The following is a 19,167-nucleotide window of genomic DNA, read 5'->3' as shown; positions in this document are numbered from 1 at the left end:
TTATGCCTGATGACCATAGCAAGTCGGTACCACCCCTTCCCATCCCGAACAGGACCGTGAAACGACTTTGCGCCGATGATAGTGCTGCAACCAGTGTGAAAGTAGGTTATCGTCAGGCTAGTTATTAGAAAAGCCCGCTCAATTCAGATTGAGCGGGCTTTTTGCTTTTGGGCCGCGCGAACAGTGATAAGCTGCTCCGACGAGACACCTGATGTACGCATCATGCAAAATTTTTATAAAAAGGCGCTATTCGCGCTCATTCTGCTGCTGGTTGCAGACGCGTTGATCGCGTTCGTCTGCGTGTACCAAAGTTATCCATCCGCCACGCTGATGCCGTCCGGGACACGCGGCCCCTACTGGCGCCTGGTCACGAGCACGGACGCGCCGGTGGGGGGCACCTCGACGATACATGTCATCGAATCCGGCCAGCGGTCGTTGCGTTTCGACTTCCGGCTCACCCGGACAACGCCGTATTCGTTCGTGTCGGCCGAAATGCTGTTCGAGGACGGCGAGGGCAATGCCATGCCCGTCGACCTGTCGAGATTCGACACCATCACGTTCACGGCCAAATGCAAGCCGATGAATTCGCTGATGTTCGCCGTGCCGACGTTCGACGCCAAGCTGTCGAAGCGAGGCGACTATCTGACCTATCCGTCGCCCGGCACCTTTTTCTCCTGCGACGAACAGGGCGTGCCGGTATCGCTGGACCTGACCCGGATGACCATTCCGCAATGGTGGTACGAGACGATGCATCTCGACCTGTCGCACCAATCCTACAAGCTGAACCAGGTGGCGAAATTCGTGTTCGGTAGCAGCCAGCAGAGCCCGCGGGATCGCGACAGTCACGTGGAAATCAGCCAGGTGATGTTGCACGGACGCGATTATCGCTATCTTGTCGCGCTGGCGATTATCCTCGTGAGTGGCTGGTGCGCCTTCGGCATCTGGTTCGTCCGCGCCCACGCCCGCGCGCTCGTCGCCAGCCTGGACGGCAAGCTCAGGAAGGATTTGCCGCTGGTCGCCTACCGGCAGCTCACGCTCGAACCGTTCAAGGACAAGGAAAAGGCGGCCGTCCTGCGTTTCATCGCGACGAATTACACGAATCCCGATCTGGACCTGGACAGTGTCGTCGCCGGAACGGGCGCCAACCGCAACAAGGTCAATGAAGTGCTGAAGGGGGAACTCGGCATGACATTCACGACCTATCTGAAAAAACTGCGGCTGACGGAATCGGCCCGGCTACTCACCGAAACCCCCACCGTGACCGTTTCCGAAGTCGCGTATTCCGTCGGTTACAGCAACGTTTCCTATTTCAACAAGCTGTTCAAGGAAGAATACGGCTGCACGCCGAAGGTCTTCAAGACCGTGGCCGGCCGGCCCGACATGTCGCCGGATAGCGCGGCGCCCCAGGATCTGCCGCACGCCTGACAAATCATGGGCGCCGCTCGCCGGCCTCTATGATCGAGCCGGGCCGATCAGAACTTGAAGTTCCCGTCGTTGCGCGTGATGGTCCCGCTGCAGGTCGCCGGCGTGCTGAACTCGCGGTTGCCGGACGTCGTCGCCTGGTTGCTTTCCCACGTCGCCGTCGAGCCGTTCCACTTCACGTACTTGTACTGGATCGCGGTATTCGGCGGCAGCGCGACGGTTCCGGTCCACGGCACGTTCGCGCCGCTGCCCTGGATCGTCAACGCAAAGCCGTTCGCGGGCGTCCAGGTGCCGAGGGCGCTCACGTTGCCGATCACGTACAGGTTCTGGCCGACCACGGTGTTGGCGTTCGCGATCGTGAAGTGGACGGCGCACGTCGTCGCCGCGGCCGGCGTCGTGACCGCGAGCGCGCCGCTTGCCGCCGACCTGTTCGCCGCCGCGTCGAACGCCTGCACCGTGTACGAATACGCCGTGGCGGCGGCTACCGCGGTGTCCGTGTAACTGGTGCCGGACACGCTGGCGACCTGAGTGCCGTCGCGGAAGAGGGTGTAGCCGGTCACGCCCACATTGTCCGTCGCGGCATCCCAGGCGAGGGCGACGGCGTTGGCGGCGACGGACGTCGTACGCAGGTTGGCGGGCGTCGCCGGTGCCGTCGTGTCGGAGGCGCACGGGCTGGCGCCGGTCGTGATCGCGCCGTTGTTCACGGCCGATATCCCGGTGCCGAGCGCGTAGTTGGCGCCGCCGTGGTTGTCCCAGGTGCCGGCGTTGTTGTTGAAGGCGGCCTGCAGGCCGGTCGCGCTGCCCAGGTTCACGACGGACGACATCCACCCGCTGCACGCCGCCTGCATCGCCACGCCGGGCACGGTGGTCCACGCACCGCCGTTCGGCGCGTAATGGATGTTCGCCGTGGTCCAGCCCGCGGGCAGGTGGTAGAACACGTTGGCGACGTTGCCCGCGGCCGTCGTGACCGAGCGCGCCGTCGATGCGGCGGACGCATTGCCCGCCGCATCCTGCGCGACGACCGTGTACACATAGGTCGACGACGGCGACAGCCCGCTGTCCGTGAGCCCGGCCGACGCGGTGACGCCGGCCTGCGCGCCATTGCGATAGACGACGTACTGCGTCACGCCGTAGTTGTCGGTCGACGCGGCCCAGGTGAGCGCCACCGAGGTCGACGTCACCGTGCCTGCAACCGGCTGGCCGGGCGCCGTCGGCGCGATCGTGTCGGCAGCCTGCGTGGTGACGCTCGTGACGGCGGACTGCGCGGACACATTGGCCGCCGCATCCTTCGCCGTGACGCTGTACGAGTACAGGGTCGACGGCGCGAGGCCACTGTCGGCGTAGCTCGTCGCGGCCGTCGTGCCGATGGCGGTGCCGTTGCGGTACACGGTGTAGCCGGTCACGCCGACGTTGTCCGTCGCGGCCGGCCAGGTCAGCGTCACCGAGCGGTCGGTCAGCTGCGACGCGACGATGGTGCCGGGCGCGCTGGGAGCTTCCTTGTCGACCACGAGGAAAGGATAGACGCCCGCCACCTTGCCGTTGACGTCTTCCACGAAGCCGGAGCCCGTGGGCGACGGCGAATACGTGCCGGCGCCGACGAACACCTGCTGGATCTCGCTGCGGGTCACGTTGCCGCGGCTGTCCGTCATCTCGACGTAGTAATCGAGCAGCTGGTTGCGGAAGCCCGACAGGTAGGCGTAGTACAGGTCACCGGTCTCCTGCGCCGGCAGGACGTGCAGGGTGTCGCGCGTGCCCGGGATCCAGTCGGCGCCGTTCATGTCCGGATGCAGGTCGCGCATCTTCATCGGGACGCTCTGCCAGGCGCCCACGTTCGACGGCGTGATCGACAGGCCCGGCGTACCGGCCAGCGCGGCCGGATCGTAGACTTTATAGGTGTCGTCGTTCGCATCGATATCGTTCGACGCGTGCGTGCGCACCTTCACGACGGCGCTCGTGATGCCCGACACGTCGTAGCCGTAGGTGTACACGGCGAAGTCGCTGCTGTAGTGCTGGACCGTCCAGCCCTCGGCCTTGGACGCGTTCACGGAACCGGGATTGTACGGATAGCGCTGCGGCCACCAGACCGACGGGCCGGTGTGGTCCTGCGCGATGTTCGCCTGCACGTAAGGCTTCGAGAAGGCCAGCGAATTATTGAAGGCCAGCGTGGGCTTGACGTCGTCGTCCTTGTTCTCGTCGTAGTAGCCGAAGCCGGAGTCCATCGCCGGCAGCAGGAAGTACCAGCCCAGTTCCGCCGGGTTCGCGCCGCCGGCGTAGTCGTGGGCGGCGTCGCCCTTGACGGGGAAGGACATCATCCACGGGTTCAGCTGGTTGCCCGTGTAGGTCACCTGCTTGTCCATCGCCGTCGCGGGCGTCCAGTAGTTCGGATGGCCGTCGAGCCAGATCTGCTCCGCCGTCCTGGCGTAGTTGAGCGCGGCCTGCAGCAGCGCGAAATTCCGTTCGAGGTAGTGCCAGCCGTATTCGAACGACACGGTCGCGCCTTCCTGCACGCCAGCCAGGTTGGTCTTGGGCGCGAGGTTCATGCCGGTGACGCGGTTGAAGTCGGCGAACTGGCCCTTCCAGATCAGGAACGGCAGATGCCAGTGATACCAGGTCGGGTCGGACGAGGAGTCGCGCGTGTCGACCCAGGAGCCGTCCTGCACGTGCTGCACGTCGCTGGCCGGGATCGGATTGGCGCGCAGGTATTCGTCGATGCCGAGGCAGTAGCCGTTGCCGCTGCACGTCGTGTTGTAGCCGGCCTGCCAGGTGGACAGCGAACCGGCGCGGCCGCTCGAATTGTCGCCGTCGTGCGCGATGACGTAGAACTGGCGTGGCTCGAGACCGGCGTAGGGGACGATCTCGTCGACCGTCGTCGCGCCCTCCCAGCCTTCCAGCCACGATCCGTTCTGGCTGACCGGCACGCCCGCGATCTGCGTTACGGCACCGGTGGCCGCATCCACGTGGCGCACCCAGTGCGGCGTCGACGCGAACGGGAATTTGTTCACGATGACCTGCTGCTCGTGCGCCATCTGCGCGGCCACCCAGCTGCCCGCCGCGGACGTGTTGCGCAGGTCCGCGCGGTTCGGCGGCGACGTCAGCGTGTCGCCCGTCGCGTCGTAGGTCGCGTACGGATAGTCCTTCAGCGTACGCGAAAAATGGTTGTTGCCCAGGACGGACCATTGCACGCCCAGCTTGGCCAACGTCGGGATCAGGCGTTCGGAAAAGCCCAGCTCCGTCGGGAAGTAACCCTTCGACGAGACGAAGTTCCCGCCCAGGAAATAGGATTGCGCGAGCGTCGCGTTCTGGAACAGCAGGTCCTTCAGGAAGTAGTCGGCGCCGACCAGGGGCCCCATCGAGTGATGGCCCGTGAAGTGGATCGTGTCCAGGGTGCGGAAGTTGTTCTGCGTGCGCAGCGCGGCCGCCGTGTTCGACCAGGACTGGCCCCACGACGGGTTGGTGTAGCCGGGCACGTTCTGCAGCGTCTCCAGGCTTTGCACGTTGTTGACGACGGCGCCGGACATCGTCACGTGGATCTGCCCGCGCCCGCCGGACCACGACTGCAACTCGTTCGCCACCTGCATGGGCCAGTACTGGTATGCCCCCGTCTTCGCATCCGGCGTGTAGTACGACACCAGGTCGTCATGCGGCATGATTCCGCCGCCCAGCGCGGCCGGCAGGTAGTACGAGTAGCCGGACGGCGGATTGTTCTTCAGGTTGATGACGTCGCCGTCGGCCGTGTACCGGACCGGCGCGCCGACCGGCGTCGCATCGTATTTCGCCGCCACGTCGACCGCGTAGAACGGCCAGAAATTCGGCATGTGGTTGTGGTACACGTGCGCCGCGGGGATGGGCCCGGCGTGCGCCGCCGGCAGCAGGGACGCAACGAGGCTGGCCACGCAGAGCGCAGCCGGAGTCTTCCGGAAATGCATGAGGTTCTCCTTCGGATCGCGCTTGCGGGAAAAGCCGGCGGGCCCCAAGCGCCCCGGGCGTCGCCGGCCGACACGCCGAGGTGTCAGGTGGCGGGATCGCCGGTGGGGCGGGACGGTCGGAGGGAGAACGTGTGCCGTGTGCCGGGCGCGGCGCGACGGATGCGGCAGAGTGTCATGGTATCTCCCCTCGTGTCCACGTGGACAATTTTAGTATTTTTACTACTTATTAGGAGGAAATGTACGGTTTCGTGATGCCAAAGTCAACAATGTTTCGTAGTTAAGTTACATGCGCCACCGATCCTTGATTTTAATCAAGAGATTGCGATGCCCGCGCCAGCAGCGCATCCAGCAGAGGTTCGGCCGCGTCCGCGATCCGGTCCAGGCTCGCTTCGCGCAGCGCCGCCGTGTCGACCGCGCACCCGCTGTGCAGTCCCGCCCAGCGCAGCAGCGCGGCGCACGCGCTTGTGTCGTCGAACAGCCCGTGCAGATAGGTGCCCAGCACCTGGCCGTCGTCCGAGCAGGCGCCTTCCGGCCGCCCGTCGATCTCGAACACGGGCCGGGACAGCGCGCCGCCCGTCGATACCCCCATGTGGATCTCGTAACCGGAAACGGATGCCTCACGCGCATCGGCCGCGAACACGCAGCGGCCGCTCACCTGCGCGAGCCGCTTGTCGCGCGTCAGCGTCGTGCCGAGGTCCAGCAGGCCCAATCCGGCCGACCGTCCGGGCATGCCTTCCACGCCATGCGGATCGTCGACGCAGGCCCCCAGCATCTGGAAGCCGCCGCAGATGCCGATCACCTTGCCGCCGTAGCGCAGGTGGCGGCGGATGCGGTCCGGCCAGCCCTGCGCCTGCAGCCAGGCGAGGTCGCCGCGCGTGTTCTTGCTGCCGGGGAGGATGATGAGGTCACCGTCCGGCGCCGGCTCGCCCTCGCGCACGAAGCGCAGGTCGACGTCGGGGTGCACGCGCAGCGCATCGAAATCCGTGTGATTGCTCATGCGCGGATAGCTGGGCACGACGATACGAAATGCGCCGCTGCCCGGCGCCACGGCCTGCACGGCATCTTCCGCGTCGAGATAGAGACCGTGCAGATAGGGCAGCACGGCCAGCACCGGTTTGCCCGTCTGCCGTTCGAGCCATTCGAGACCGGGTTCGAGCAGCCCGATGTCGCCGCGGAAGCGGTTGATGACGAAGCCGATCGTGCGCGCCCGTTCGCTGTCCGACAGGCAGGCGAGCGTGCCGACGATGTGGGCGAACACGCCGCCGCGGTCGATGTCCGCGACCAGCACGACGGGACAGTCGACCGCTTCCGCGAACCCCATGTTGGCGATGTCGCGGTCGCGCAGGTTGATCTCGGCCGGGCTGCCGGCGCCTTCCACGATCACCGCGTCGTACTGGGCGGAGAGGCGCGCATGGGATTCCAGCACGGCCTGCATCGCCACCGTCTTGTATTGGTGGTAGTCGCGCGCATCCATTTCGGCGCGCACGCGGCCGTGGATGACGACTTGCGCGCCGATGTCGCTCGATGGTTTGAGCAGCACTGGGTTCATGTCCGTGTGCGGTTCGATGCCGGCGGCGACGGCCTGCAGCGCCTGGGCGCGGCCGATCTCGCCGCCGTCGCTCGTCACGGCGCTGTTCAGCGCCATGTTCTGCGGCTTGAACGGGGCCACGCGCACGCCGCGGCGACGCAGCAGGCGGCACAGCGCCGCGACGAGCGTGCTCTTGCCGGCATCCGACGTCGTGCCCTGCACCATCAGGGTCGGATACGGGAAGCCTGTCATGTGCCGCCTCATTTGCCGCGATGGCTGCGCGCCAGCTCGAGCTTCTCGCACAGCTGCTCGGCGCCGTCGACCATGCGCGGACCGGCGCGGTTCAACAGGTTGCCGTCGACCGTGAACAGGTTGCCGTTGCGGACGGCGGTGAGCGTGCGGTACGGCTTCCACATGCTCACGCCGCCGTAGTTCTTTTCGGCCGTGGCGAAGATCGCTTCCGGATTCTCCTGCAGCACGGCCTCGATCGACACGACGGGCGCCGTCACGGGCAGCGTGCCGAAGATGTTTTCGCCGCCGCACAGGCGCAGCGCGTCGCTGACGATGTGGCGGCCGTTCAGCGTGTACAGCGGCTTGTCCCACACCTGGTAGAAGCTGCGCACGACGGGACGCTGCGCATAACGGCTGCGCAGGCTGGCGATGCGGCCGCGCAGGCTGGCCGCGGCGGGACCGGCGACGGCGTCGGTGCCCATCAGGTGGCCGAGCTTCTGGACGTTGTCCGCGATGTCTTCCAGCTGTTGCGGCTCGCTGTGGAACATCGGGATGCCGAGTTTTTGCAGCATCTCGATCTGGCGTTCCGAACTGCCGTGGCGCCAGACGACGATCAGGTCCGGCTTCATCGCCATGATGCGTTCCAGGTCGACGTCGCGGTTCGAGCCGATTTCGGGGATCTTTTTCGCTGCCGGCGGAAAGTCGCTGTACGACACGACGCCCACGACGTGGCTGCCGCCGCCGGCCGCGAACAGCAGTTCGGTGACGTGCGGCGCCAGCGAGATCACGCGCCGGGCCGGTTGCGCCACGGTGACGGTGACGCCCGCGTCGTCCTTGACGGTGATGGCGGCATGCGCCTGCACGCCGGCCGCGAGCAGCAGCGCACCCGCGATGTTGATAGCTCGTTTCATGTGTTTTCCCATTCCCGAAGTGCTTGTTCGATGCGTGCCCACGCCGCGTCGTTCCCCGGCAGGCCGACGCGGATGCCGCGCGCCGCGCCGGGGAACAACCGGACCCAGATCGCGCGCCGCGCCATGTGTTCATGAAAGGCCTCGGCGCGCGGCTCCGCCCACCAGTGGAACAGCGGGGTGCCGTGCGCGTCGATGCCGTGCTTGGCCAGAAGTGTGTGTATACGCGCGCCGTCACGCGCGAGGCGGCGCTGCGTGGCTTGCTGCCAGCCGCGGTCGCGCAGCGCGGCGACGGCGATGTCCTGTGCCGGACCGCTGACGGTCCAGGGGCCGAGCAGGTCGTCCAGCGCCGCCAGCAGGGGCGCGTGAGCGCCGACGAAGCCCAGCCGCAGTCCGGCCAGGCCGAAGAATTTGCCGACGGAGCGCAGCACGACGAGGCCGGGTCGGCCGGCGTGGCCCGCGACGCCGAGCGAGGGGGCCGTGTCGCCGAACGCCTCGTCGACGACGAGCCAGCCGCCGCGCGCGGCCAGATGGTCCGCCCAGTCCAGCAGCCTAGCCGGCGCCACCGTCGTGCCGGTGGGATTGTTCGGATTGACGACCACCACCACGTCGCTGCCGTCCACGGCGGCGTCGAGCGCGGCATACGGAATCTCGCGCATGGCGTGGCCGTGCCGGCCCCAGTGATGCGCGTGTTCCGCGTACGAGGGCGCGGCCACCGCCACGCGCGCCGGCCCGGCCAGCCCGGCCCGCAGACGGGGCAGGGCCTGGATCGCGGCCTGCGTGCCCGCCACCGGCAGCAGCTGCGGCGCGCCGTAATAGTCGCACGCGGCGCGCACGAGGGCCGGATCGGATTCGGGTAGGCGGTGCCACGCGTCCGGTGCCGGCGCCGGCGCGGGATAGCCGTGTGGATTGATGCCGGTGGAGAGGTCGATCCAGTCCGTGCCGCCGTAGCGCTGCTGTGCCGCGCGCAGGTTGCCACCGTGGTCAAGCATGGATCATCCTATCCAGTGCGAACAGCAAGATGCAGGCGACGGCAACCCACAACAGCGTCGTGCGCCACACGAGGCGCCAGGCGCGCACGATGTCGTCCGCGCCGGCGTCGGGGCCGTCGCCGAGCACGGGTCGCTGTTCCGTCACGCCGTCGTACACGGCCGCGCCGCCCAGCCGGATGCCGAGCGCGCCGGCGCCGCTGGCCATCACGGGCCCCGCGTTCGGACTGCTCCACGCGGGGGCCTGCGCGCGCCAGCAGTGCCAGGCACGCAGCCGGCCGCGCTGGGCCAGCAGCACGTACGACAGCGCCGTGAGACGCGCCGGCACATAATTCAGCACGTCGTCCACGCGCGCGGCCACGCGGCCGAACAGGTCGAAGCGCGCGGTGCGGTAGCCCCACATGGCATCCAAGGTGTTCGCGAGCCGGAACAACGCGACGCCGGATCCGCCGCCGACGAGGAACCAGAACAGCGTGCCGAACACGGCGTCGTTGCCGTTTTCGAGCAGCGATTCGGCGCCGGCCTTGGCGAGATCCGTCTCGTCGGCTTGCCGCGTGTCGCGGCTGACGATGCGGGAGGCCAGCTCGCGTGCCGCAGCCAGATCGCCGCGGCGCAGCGCGGCATGGATCGGCAACGCATGGTCGCGCAGGCTGCGCAGCCCGAGGCCGAGGTACAGCAGCAGCGCATGCGCGGCCGCGCCGCCGGAGCGACAAGCGGCCCAGGCCAGCACGGACAGCGGCAGCACGGCCAGCGCCCATGCGAGGAGGCCGCGCGCGATGCGCAGGCGTCCCGCGTTCAGGCGGCGTTCCAGCGCAGAGGCCAGCCGGCCGAAGCCGACGAGCGGATGGTAACGCCGCGCCTCGCCCAGCAGCACATCCAGCAGCACGCCCGCGACGAGCGCCAGCGCGAGGGTCGGCGGCGGCAGGCCGCTCAGCATGGTGCGCCTTTCAATGCCAGCGGCAGGCCGGCCGCGACGAACAGCACGCGCGCGCAGCGTGCCGCCACGTCCTGGTGCAGGCGGCCCGCCTCGTCCACGAACGTGCGCGACACGGCGCCGCTGGGCACGATGCCCATGCCCACTTCGTTCGACACGAACACGACGTCGCCCGCCGGCGGCGTATCCAGCCATTCCAGCAAGGCTTCGCGCTCGCGCACGAACAGCGGCGGCAGGGCGATCGTGCCGACGTCGGGATACTCCTGGTGCGTCGCGAACATCAGGTTCGTGAGCCACAACGTCAGGCAATCGACGAGCACGATGCGTCCGGGGCCGCACAGCGCGCGCAGCGTCGCCGCCAGCGCCGTCGGCTCTTCCACCGTCGTCCACGTTTGCGGCCGGCGCGCGCGGTGATGCGCGATGCGGGCGGCCATCTCGGCGTCGCCCGCGTGCGACGTCGCGACGTAGACGACATCCTTGCCGGATGAGTGGGCGAGCCGCTCGGCCAGGGCGCTTTTGCCGGACCGGGCGCCGCCGAGGACGAGGGTGCGCGTCACGCCAGGTCTCCGCGCAGCAGGCTCGCCGCGGCCGCCGGGTTCGACGCGAAGAATGCGTGGAAGTACGACGCCGTCAGCGAGCCGGCGCGGAAGACCGCCTCGCCCTGGGCGCCGGACGGATGCTTGGTCGTCCACGCGGCGGGGGCGAGCGGCGTCTCCAGGCGCGAGTAATGAAACGTGTGTCCCCGCATCTGGCCGGACTTCGTCGCCACGGCCTGCGGTCCGAGGCCCGCGAGACGCGGCTGCATCAGCACGCGGCCCGGGAACAGGCCCGCCATCGGCCAGTCGCGGCCTTGCGCGTCGACGAGCGAGTCGCCCAGCACCATCATGCCCCCGCATTCGCCGAAGATGGGCACCCCGGCCGCGTGCGCCGCGCGGATCGAGTCGCGCCAGCGCGCGGCCTGCGCCAGCGCTTCCCCGTGCAGTTCCGGATAACCGCCCGGCAGGTAGACCATGTCGGCATCCGGCGGCACCGGCTCGTCCGCCAGCGGCGAAAACCAGCGGACCTGCGCGCCCAGCGCGGTCAACGTGTCGACGTTGGCCGGGTACAGGAAGCAGAACGCGGCGTCGCGCGCGATCGCCACCGTCTGCCCGGCCAGCAGCGGCGGGACCGGCGCTTCGGGCAAGGCTTCGTCCGGGAGTTGCGGCGCCAGCGCATGCCACGCCGCCTCGTCCAGCTGCAGCTGGTCGGCCAGCTCGTCGAGGATCGCGTCGATGCCGTCGACTTCGCCCGGCACGACGAGGCCGAGATGGCGTTCCGGCAGTTGGCGCGCCTGCTTCGGCAAGGTCGCCAGCAGTGGGATGTCGCGCAGCGATGCCGCCACCATGCGGGCATGGCCCTCGCTCGCGACCCGGTTGGCGACGACGCCGGCCATCCGCACGGGCCCGTAGTCGCGCAGGCCCATGACGACGGCGCCGGCCGTCTGCGCCATCGCCGCGGCGTCGATCACGGCCAGCACGGGCAGGTCGAACGTGCGCGCGAGGTCGGCGGCGGATGGATCGCCGTCGTACAGGCCCATCACGCCTTCGACGAGCACCACGTCCGCTTCGCGCGCGGCGCGGGCCAGGCGCTGGCGGCTCTGCTCCAGCCCGACCATCCACAAGTCCAGCGTGTGGACTTTCGCCCGGCTCGCGTGCTCGAGGACCATCGGATCGATGAAGTCCGGCCCGCACTTGAACACGTGCACCCGCTGGCCCATGCGGCGCAACCGGCGCGCCAGCGCGGCCGTCACCGTCGTCTTGCCCTGGCCCGAGGCGATGGCCGCGACCAGCACCATGCGTGCGCCGGCGGCCATCACCACTCCGTCCCGGCCTGGGCCGCGATGCCCGCCCGGAAGGCGTGCTTGACGTCCTTCATTTCCGTGACCGTGTCCGCGACGCCGATGAGTTCCGGCGGCGCGCCGCGGCCCGTCACGACGACGTGCTGCATGTCGGGCCGGTCGAGCAGGTCGGCGATCACCGTGTGCACGTCGAGGTAGTGGTACTTGAGCGCGATGTTCAGTTCGTCCAGCACGACGAGGCCGTAGCCCGGATCGGCGAGGAAGCGGCGCGCCTGTTCCCAGGCCGCATGCGCCTTGTCGACGTCGCGCTCGCGGTTCTGCGTTTCCCACGTATAGCCTTCGCCCATCGCGTGGAAGCTGACGTCGTCGGGGAAGCGGCGCAGGAACAGCTCGTCGCCGGTGGACATCGCGCCCTTGATGAACTGGACGACGCCGACTTTCATGCCGTGGCCGAGGGCGCGCGCGACCATGCCGAACGCGCTCGAGCTCTTGCCTTTGCCGTTGCCGGTGTTGACGATGATGATGCCGATCTTCTTGTCGGCCGCGGCGATCTTGGCGTCGACGATCGCCTTCTTGCGTTCCATGCGCACGCGGTGGCGCTCGTTGAGTGCCGCGGTTTGCTCGGGCGTCAGGTCAGTCATGAGGTGCCTCCAGGGGGATGAAGATATGCCGGCCTCCGTGCTCGATCGCGTCGATCGGGTGGCCGAGATAGCTGCTCAGCAGCGGTGCCTGCATCGCGTCGTCGACGGTGCCCGCGTGCCAGCGGCCGTCGCCCATCAGCAGCAGGGCGTGGGTGGAAATGCCGTGGGCCAGGTTCAGGTCGTGGCCGATCATCACGATGGTCTTGCCGCTTTGCCGGCACAGGCGCGCGAGCAGCGACATCGTGCGCACCTGGTGCGCCAGGTCGAGCGCGTTGGCCGGTTCGTCGAGCAGCAGCAGCGGCGTGTCCTGGGCCAGCAGCGCGGCGATGGCCACGCGCTGGCGCTCGCCGCCGGACAGGGTGCGTACGTCGCGCGCGGCGAGGTGCTCGACTTCCATCGCAGCCAAGGCGTGCAGGGCGGCATGGTGGTCGTCGCTCTGTTCCCAGTAACGGTTGGCGTGGTACGGGTGGCGCGCGGACAGCACGGTTTCCATCACGCTGTACGCGAAGGCGTCGCTGCGCGCCTGCGGCAGGTAGGCGCGTTCGCGCGCCAGCGCTTCCAGCGGCCAGTCGGGCAGCGCCCGTCCGTGCAGCTCGACGGTGCCGGCATCGGGCGCGCGCAGGCCCGCCACGGTGCGCAGCAGCGTGCTTTTGCCAGCGCCGTTGCGGCCGACGATGGACCAGCATTCGCCGGCGCGCACATGCCAGTCCAGGCCCTGCACGAGCATGCGGCCGCCGGCCCGTAGTTCCAGTTGTCGAGTTGCGATCGTCATTTGCGCAGGCGGTGCAGCTGGTAGAGGAAGACGGGCGCGCCGATCAGCGCCGTGATGGCGCCGACCGGCAGCTGGGTCGGCGCGACGACGGTGCGCGCCACGGTATCGCACAGCACGAGCAGGCTGCCGCCGCCCAGCACGGCGGCCGGGACGAGCACGCGGTGGTCCGGGCCGAACGCGAAGCGGCAGGCGTGCGGCACGATCAGGCCGACGAAGCCGACGGCGCCGGCGCTCGTCACGGCGCTCGCCGTCAGCACGGCCGACACGAAGAACAAACCCTTGCGCACGGCGCCGACGCGCACGCCCAGCGTGGCGGCGGCTTCCGCGTGCAGCGCGAGCATGTTCATCGCGCGCGCATTGCGCAGTGCGTACGCGAGCGCCGCGCCCAGCACGAGCCAGGGCAGCAGGCGCAGCGGCGCGCCGGCCAGGTCGCCGATCATCCAGAACACCATGCTGCGCAACCGGCCTTCCGGCGCGATCGACAGCATCAGCGTGACGAGGGCCATGCTGGCCGAGGACATGATGACGCCGGTGAGCAGCAGCATCGACGTGCCGCCCTCGGCCGCGGCGCCGCTGCGCATGTCGCGCCGTGCCAGCAGGTACAGCAGCAGCGCGATCGTCACCGCGCCGCCCATCGCCGCGGCGTCGACGGTGGCGGCGGCGCACAGCAGCAGGAGCGCGCACAGCGCGCCGACCGAGGCGCCGGCCGAGATGCCGAGCACGTACGGATCGGCCAGCGGATTGCGCAACAGCGCCTGCATCATGACGCCGGCCAGCGCGAGCGCCCCGCCGGTGACGAAGGCCGTCAACGCGCGCCCGGCGCGCAACTCGAGGAGCGACGCGGCGAGCGATTCCGGCCGGCCGCGCAAGACCTGCGCCAGCGCATCTGGCAGGTCGGACGGCGCGACGGCGATCGATCCGCTCATGCCCGCGATGAGCAGGCTGGCAAGCGCCGCGCACAGCAGCAGGGCGATGGTCGGGATGGCGCGCTGGCGCAGCGGTGATGGAACAGGGTGCATGGCTCGTCGGTACATGATGGGTCAGCGGCTGCCGTAACGGATGCCCGCGAACCAGGTGCGCCCGGCCGTGCCGTAATTGCGCGCCAGTTCGTAGTTCTTGGCGGCCGCGTTGTCGACGCGGACCAGCAGCGACCAGTCGCGCGTCATGTGCCAGGTAGTGTACAGGTTCAGCAGGCCGTAGCCGCCGAGACGGTGGACGTTCGCGGCATCGTCGTAGCGGCGGCCGGACGCCTGCAACTCGGCGCCGGCGGCCACCTGGCCCACGCTGTAGTCGGCGGCGAGGCCGGCATGGCGGCGCGCGCGGCGGGCCAGCTGCTTGCCGGTGGTCTCGTCGCGCGGATTCTGCAGGTCGGCGCTGGCGCGCAGGCCGAGGTTGCCGACGCGGGTGTCCGCCGCCAGGGTGAGGCCTTCCAGCAGCGCGTGGTCGACGTTGGTGGCGCAGCTGCCGGTGCGGCTCGGGCACGGGGTGACGGTCACGATCATGTCGGTCAGGCGGTTGCGGTAGTAATTCGCCTGCAGGTCGACGCCGGCCACGCGATACCGCACGCCCGCTTCCGCGTTGCGGCCCCGTTCCGGCTTGTTCGACACGAGGCCGTAGCCCGGGTAGAACAGTTCGTTGAACGTGGGCGCGCGAAAGCTCGTGCCAAGGCTTGCCGTGGCGCGCAGGTCCTGCGTGAATTCGTAGCCGTAACCGGCCGCGCCCGTCGTCTTCGCGCCGTACTCGGAACGGTCGGTGCGTGCGCTGACGTCGAGCAGGTGGCGGCCGCGGCGCAGGTCGTACGCGGCCGCGACGGCATTCGTGACGCGGGTGCTGTTGACGGCGCGGACGGTGCTGGACAGGACTTGTTCCTTGCGGTGGGCGGCCAGCAGTTGCAGCGTGTCGCCCGCGAGGTCGAACGTGTTCTGCCATGTGAGCTCGTCCTGGCGCGTGTTCAGCTGCGACGTGCCGGCAGGTGCCGTGCTCGTGAAGTTCCCCGATTTGTCTTCCGAGCGCGCCATCTGGACGCTGCTGTGCCAGGCGGGGAGGAAGCGGTCGTTCAGGAAGACGGCGTAGCTGTCGACTTCCTGGACGTTGTGCGTGTCGAAGGCCGAGCTGCCGCTGTCGTACTGCGCGTTCAGGCGGCTTTGCAGGAATTGCGCGCCGATCTCGTGGCCGTCGGCCAGGCTCAGAGCGAGCCGGCCGTCGACGCTGTTGCGCGCATAGCCGTCGGCGTCGGGGTTGTAGCCGTATGCGCCGGGACGCGTGGCCGAGAAGCCGCCCGATGCCTCGTGCGCGCCGGACAGCGCATACGTCACGCCGTGCGCGCCGCCCGTCGATCCGGTCACGCTGGCGTCGTACCGGTGCGTGCCATGGGTGCCGCCGCCCGCGCCGGCGCCGAAGACCGGCCGGCCGTCGCCGTGCTTCGTGAAGATCTGCACGACGCCGCCGATCGCGTCCGCGCCGTACAGGGTGCAGAGCGGACCGTAGACGATCTCGATGTGGTCGATGGACGACAGCGGGATGGCATTCCACGCGGCCGCGCCCGTGGTCGCGGACCCGATGCGCACGCCGTCGACGAGCACGACGACCTGGTTGCCGTTGGCGCCGCGCAGGAAGACCGAGGTGCTGGTGCCGGCGCCGCCGTTGCGCGCGATTTCGATGCCGCGCTGGCGGCGCAGCACGTCGGCGACGGAACCCGCGCCGGCGCGGGCGATGTCCGCGTCGTCGATGACGACGGTGTCGGGGATGACGTCGGCGGCGCGTTGCGGCATGCGGTCGGCGGTGACGACGACGGTGTCGGGAAGGGGGGCGGCGTGGGCCGACGCTGCGGCAGCAAATGCGAGCGCCAGCGCGGCCGCTTGCCGGAATACAGGAAAGGACATGATTTTCTAAGTAGCGAACAACCGGCCGGCGTCCCCGTCGGCAGGATGAACGGAAGCGCGAGGGTGACCCGTGCTTCCACCTTTTGGCCGGTATCCGGGCTGGCGAGTATGGCCGTCCGACCTTCCCATGCGGATGCACAGTGGTATGTGAGGACGGTTGCCGCGCGTGCGTCGAACGCACAGCGGCACTTGCTTACCGTTGCGGGGGCAGCACACGTTGGCGCTCGCGGTGACGCGAGGCTTCGTGTTTCCCGTTTAACTGCGCCCGAGGAATCGGGCGCGAGCACCAAAACGCCGTCATTATACGGCCATTGACGCGCGGCGTTGTCAGTCTTTTAGCACGACCAACTCGCCGTAGCCGATGCGATGGGGCGTTTGCGCGGCCCGCAGCGCGGCCTGTTCGAGCGGTTGTCCACCATGCAGGGCGGTGAGCAGGCGGATGGTGCCGGCGTGGCAGATGACCAGCGCGGACGACGCGCGCAGGTCGTCCGCGAAGGCCCGCACGCGGCGCGCCACGTCGAGCACGTTCTCCGCGCCGCCGGGGCGGTAGTGGAGCAGGTCGGCGGTCCAGGCGTCGACGTCGGCGCGCGGGATGTCGGACCACGGCCGCAATTCCCATGCGCCGAAATCCATCTCGGCCAGGCGCGCGTCGAACGTGACGCGGCCCGGCGCGAGGCGTTCCGCCAGCAGCGCGCAGCGTTGCAGCGGGCTTGCGTGGACGGGCAGGTCGGGCAGCCCTCGCGCCGCCAGCGCCGCATGCGCGCGCGCCAGTTCCGCCTCCTGCACGGGCACGTCGCTGGCGCCGTAGCACAGGCCCGGCGCCACGTCCGGCTGCGGATGGCGCACCAGATACAGCGTCATGCCGCGGCCCAGGCGCCGTGGCCCAGCGTGGCCAGCACGGCGATATAGACCAGCGCTTCGGCCAGCTGCTGCACGGCGCCGAGGCAGTCGCCCGTGTAGCCGCCGAGGCGGCGCACGAAGAGGCGGCCCAGCCACAGCGTGGCGGCCAGCGCGGCCAGCATCGCGGCGAGCATGGCGGCCGGCGTCATCCAGCCGGCGGCGAGCACGCAGGCCGCGGGCAGCGCGCACGTCAGCGTCGCGATCGCGAATTCGGCGCCCGTCATCTGCTGCGCCAGCGGCTTCGCCTTGCCTTCGCCGCGCACGTAGTCCAGCCTCCAGATCAGCGCCGTGGACACGAGACGCGAGAACGGATGCGCGACGAACAGCGCGGCCACCGCGACGCGCGGCGGCAGCAGCGCCAGCGCGGACAGCTTGGCCGCCAGCATGCAGACGATGCCGATCGCGCCGTAGGCGCCCACGCGCGAATCCTTCATGATCTCCAGCGCCCGTTCCTTCGTCATGCCGCCGCCCAGGCCGTCGCACGTGTCGGCGAAACCGTCCTCGTGGAAGGCGCCCGTGATCCAGATCGACGCCGCGGTCGACAGCACGGCCGCCACCGGCGCCGGCAGCACGAGCGCGGCGGCGGCGTAGACACCGGCCGCGATTGCCGCGACGACGCAGCCGACGAGCGGAAAGTAGCGCGCCGCGTGCTGCAGCCACGCGGCCTCGAACCCGACCCAGGCGGGGATCGGCAAGCGCGTGAAGAACTGCAGGGCGGTGAAGAACAGTCGTAGTTGATACATCAGGCAGACGTCGTGCTGACGCTGGCCGATTCGAAGGTGGCCATCTCGTTCAGGAAGTTGACTGCCGCGTGCAGCAGCGGCAGGGCCAGCGCGGCGCCCGTGCCTTCGCCCAGCCGCAGATTCAGCTGCAGCAGGGGCTCGGCGCCGAGTGCGTCGAGCATGCGGCGGTGGCCGGATTCGTCCGAGCAGTGCGCGAACACGCAGTAGTCCAGGATCGCGGGCTCGATGCGCGCCGCCACGAGCAAGGCACTCGTGACGATGAAGCCGTCGATCAGCAGCACCTTGCGCAGCGCGGCCGCCTTGAGCATCGCACCGGCCATCATCGCGATCTCGAAGCCGCCGAACGTGGCCAGCACGGCGAGCGGATCGTCGACGCCGGCGTGGCGCTGGACGGCCGCTTCGATCACCTGCTGCTTGCGCCGTACACCTTCCGGCGACAGGCCGGTGCCGGCGCCGACGCAGTCCGCGACGGGGAGCTTTGTCAGCTTGTGCATCAGCGCTGCCGCCGCCGTCGTGTTCCCGATGCCCATCTCGCCGAATCCGACCACGTTGCCGGGCAGGTCGGCCGCGAGCGCGGCGCCGTGCTCCAGCGCGGCCGCGCACTGCTCGGTCGTCATCGCCGGCTCGAGCGCAAAGTTGCGCGTGCCGTGCGCCACTTTGCGGTCGACGAGGCCGGCGGTCGCACCGAAGTCGTGATTGACGCCCGCATCCACCACGTGCAGATCGATACCGTTCTGGCGCGCGAACACATTGATGGCGGCACCGTGGACCAGGTAATTCTTGACCATTTGCCAGGTGACGTCCTGCGGATAGGCGGACACGCCTTCCGCGACGACGCCATGGTCGCCCGCGAACACGAGGATGGCGGGTTGCCGGATCGTGGGCGCGACCGTGTTCTGGATCAGGCCGAGGCGGCTTGCCAGACGCTCGAGCGCGCCGAGACTGCCCAGCGGCTTGGTCTTGTGATTGATGGCGGCGACGAGGGCGGCGGCGAGGTCGGGATTCGCCGTCGGGACGATGTGCGGGACGCGCATGGGAACTCCAGGGTGATGAAGGAAGGCGGCAAAGATAGCATACGAGCAACTGGAAAATTCTTACGAAAGTCCCCTTGCGTACTTCCGATGCGATTTGCTATAGTTCGCGTCCTGCTTCTGCAGCGCAAGAAAAGTTCAGCGAAATCAAGTAGTTGAGCTAGAGTGTTTGATAACGCCGCTTGTGTTGCAGAAAAATGAGGGTTGACGAGTTAAGCGAAGCACTGCATAATCTCGCTCCTCTGCTGCTGACGAACAAAACGATTCGCAAGCGCAGCAAGGCAGTACCGAACACCGTTCTTTAACAATAAACAGTCGATAAGTGTGGGCGTTTGATGAGGTGCCAGTATCGCTTCGGTGATACTGAATACTTAAATTATCAAATGTTCACAAGAAATACAGTCAGTATTTTGAGTGAGCGAT

At 68.7% G+C, this 19,167-nt stretch carries 15 protein-coding genes, 1 rRNA gene and 1 riboswitch; of the genes, 2 read left to right on the top strand and 14 right to left on the bottom strand.

From position 1 onward, the window contains the following. The first annotated feature begins 5 nt into the window (after positions 1-5). Positions 6-118 (top strand): 5S ribosomal RNA (gene rrf, locus ISF28_RS29865). 104 nt (positions 119-222) lie between these two features. After that, entirely contained in the window at positions 223-1,425 is a 1,203-nt protein-coding gene (locus tag ISF28_RS29860; RefSeq protein WP_198120818.1) for a helix-turn-helix domain-containing protein, read from the top strand. A 47-nt stretch (positions 1,426-1,472) separates the two neighbouring features. On the opposite strand, the gene ISF28_RS29855 is transcribed toward ISF28_RS29860, so the two are convergent. The 14 genes from ISF28_RS29855 to cobT form a co-directional block, all read right to left on the bottom strand. Then, on the bottom strand, positions 1,473-5,348 hold the full coding sequence (locus ISF28_RS29855) for a carbohydrate binding domain-containing protein (RefSeq protein WP_198120817.1): 3,876 nt from the start codon (positions 5,346-5,348) through the stop codon (positions 1,473-1,475). Between the two features lie 307 nt (positions 5,349-5,655). Beyond that, positions 5,656-7,128 carry a cobyric acid synthase gene (locus tag ISF28_RS29850; RefSeq protein WP_198120816.1) on the bottom strand — a complete coding sequence of 491 codons (1,473 nt, stop codon included), beginning with the start codon at positions 7,126-7,128 and terminating at the stop codon, positions 5,656-5,658. 8 nt (positions 7,129-7,136) lie between these two features. After that, positions 7,137-8,018, bottom strand: a complete 882-nt coding sequence (locus ISF28_RS29845; protein WP_198120815.1) for a cobalamin-binding protein — start codon at positions 8,016-8,018, stop codon at positions 7,137-7,139. Beyond that, on the bottom strand, positions 8,015-9,007 hold the full coding sequence (cobD, locus tag ISF28_RS29840) for a threonine-phosphate decarboxylase CobD (RefSeq protein ID WP_198120814.1): 993 nt from the start codon (positions 9,005-9,007) through the stop codon (positions 8,015-8,017). The genes ISF28_RS29845 and cobD overlap by 4 nt, the downstream gene beginning before the upstream one ends. Next, a complete protein-coding gene (locus ISF28_RS29835; protein WP_198120813.1) occupies positions 9,000-9,941 on the bottom strand; it encodes a CobD/CbiB family cobalamin biosynthesis protein in 942 nt (313 codons plus the stop codon). The genes cobD and ISF28_RS29835 overlap by 8 nt, the downstream gene beginning before the upstream one ends. Continuing rightward, entirely contained in the window at positions 9,935-10,495 is a 561-nt protein-coding gene (gene cobU / locus ISF28_RS29830; protein ID WP_198120812.1) for a bifunctional adenosylcobinamide kinase/adenosylcobinamide-phosphate guanylyltransferase, read from the bottom strand. Before cobU ends, ISF28_RS29835 begins: the two co-directional genes overlap by 7 nt. Then, positions 10,492-11,790, bottom strand: coding sequence for a cobyrinic acid a,c-diamide synthase CobB (locus ISF28_RS29825; protein ID WP_198120811.1), 1,299 nt, complete (start codon positions 11,788-11,790; stop codon positions 10,492-10,494). Before ISF28_RS29825 ends, cobU begins: the two co-directional genes overlap by 4 nt. Continuing rightward, positions 11,790-12,416 carry a cob(I)yrinic acid a,c-diamide adenosyltransferase gene (gene cobO, locus ISF28_RS29820; protein WP_198120810.1) on the bottom strand — a complete coding sequence of 209 codons (627 nt, stop codon included), beginning with the start codon at positions 12,414-12,416 and terminating at the stop codon, positions 11,790-11,792. The genes ISF28_RS29825 and cobO overlap by 1 nt, the downstream gene beginning before the upstream one ends. After that, positions 12,409-13,188 (bottom strand): ABC transporter ATP-binding protein, encoded by a 780-nt coding sequence (locus ISF28_RS29815; protein WP_198120809.1) that lies wholly within the window; start codon positions 13,186-13,188, stop codon positions 12,409-12,411. Before ISF28_RS29815 ends, cobO begins: the two co-directional genes overlap by 8 nt. Next, entirely contained in the window at positions 13,185-14,207 is a 1,023-nt protein-coding gene (locus tag ISF28_RS29810) for a FecCD family ABC transporter permease (RefSeq protein ID WP_198120808.1), read from the bottom strand. The genes ISF28_RS29815 and ISF28_RS29810 overlap by 4 nt, the downstream gene beginning before the upstream one ends. 21 nt (positions 14,208-14,228) lie before the next feature. Continuing rightward, positions 14,229-16,070 carry a TonB-dependent receptor domain-containing protein gene (locus tag ISF28_RS29805; protein WP_198120807.1) on the bottom strand — a complete coding sequence of 614 codons (1,842 nt, stop codon included), beginning with the start codon at positions 16,068-16,070 and terminating at the stop codon, positions 14,229-14,231. A gap of 68 nt (positions 16,071-16,138) precedes the next feature. Further along, positions 16,139-16,376: riboswitch (cobalamin riboswitch) on the bottom strand. Positions 16,377-16,397: 21 nt separating this feature from the next. Continuing rightward, complete coding sequence (locus tag ISF28_RS29800; RefSeq protein ID WP_198120806.1) at positions 16,398-16,931, bottom strand: histidine phosphatase family protein; 534 nt, start codon at positions 16,929-16,931, stop codon at positions 16,398-16,400. Continuing rightward, on the bottom strand, positions 16,928-17,713 hold the full coding sequence (locus ISF28_RS29795; RefSeq protein ID WP_198120805.1) for an adenosylcobinamide-GDP ribazoletransferase: 786 nt from the start codon (positions 17,711-17,713) through the stop codon (positions 16,928-16,930). The genes ISF28_RS29800 and ISF28_RS29795 overlap by 4 nt, the downstream gene beginning before the upstream one ends. Beyond that, positions 17,713-18,747 carry a nicotinate-nucleotide--dimethylbenzimidazole phosphoribosyltransferase gene (cobT, locus tag ISF28_RS29790; RefSeq protein WP_198120804.1) on the bottom strand — a complete coding sequence of 345 codons (1,035 nt, stop codon included), beginning with the start codon at positions 18,745-18,747 and terminating at the stop codon, positions 17,713-17,715. Before cobT ends, ISF28_RS29795 begins: the two co-directional genes overlap by 1 nt. Positions 18,748-19,167 lie beyond the last annotated feature (420 nt).

Origin of the sequence: Massilia rhizosphaerae, from assembly GCF_016093545.1 — a bacterium.
Taxonomy (GTDB): domain Bacteria; phylum Pseudomonadota; class Gammaproteobacteria; order Burkholderiales; family Burkholderiaceae_D; genus Telluria; species Telluria rhizosphaerae.
The sequence above is the reverse complement of the archived record's forward strand: the minus strand, read 5'-3'. Positions and strand labels throughout refer to the sequence as shown.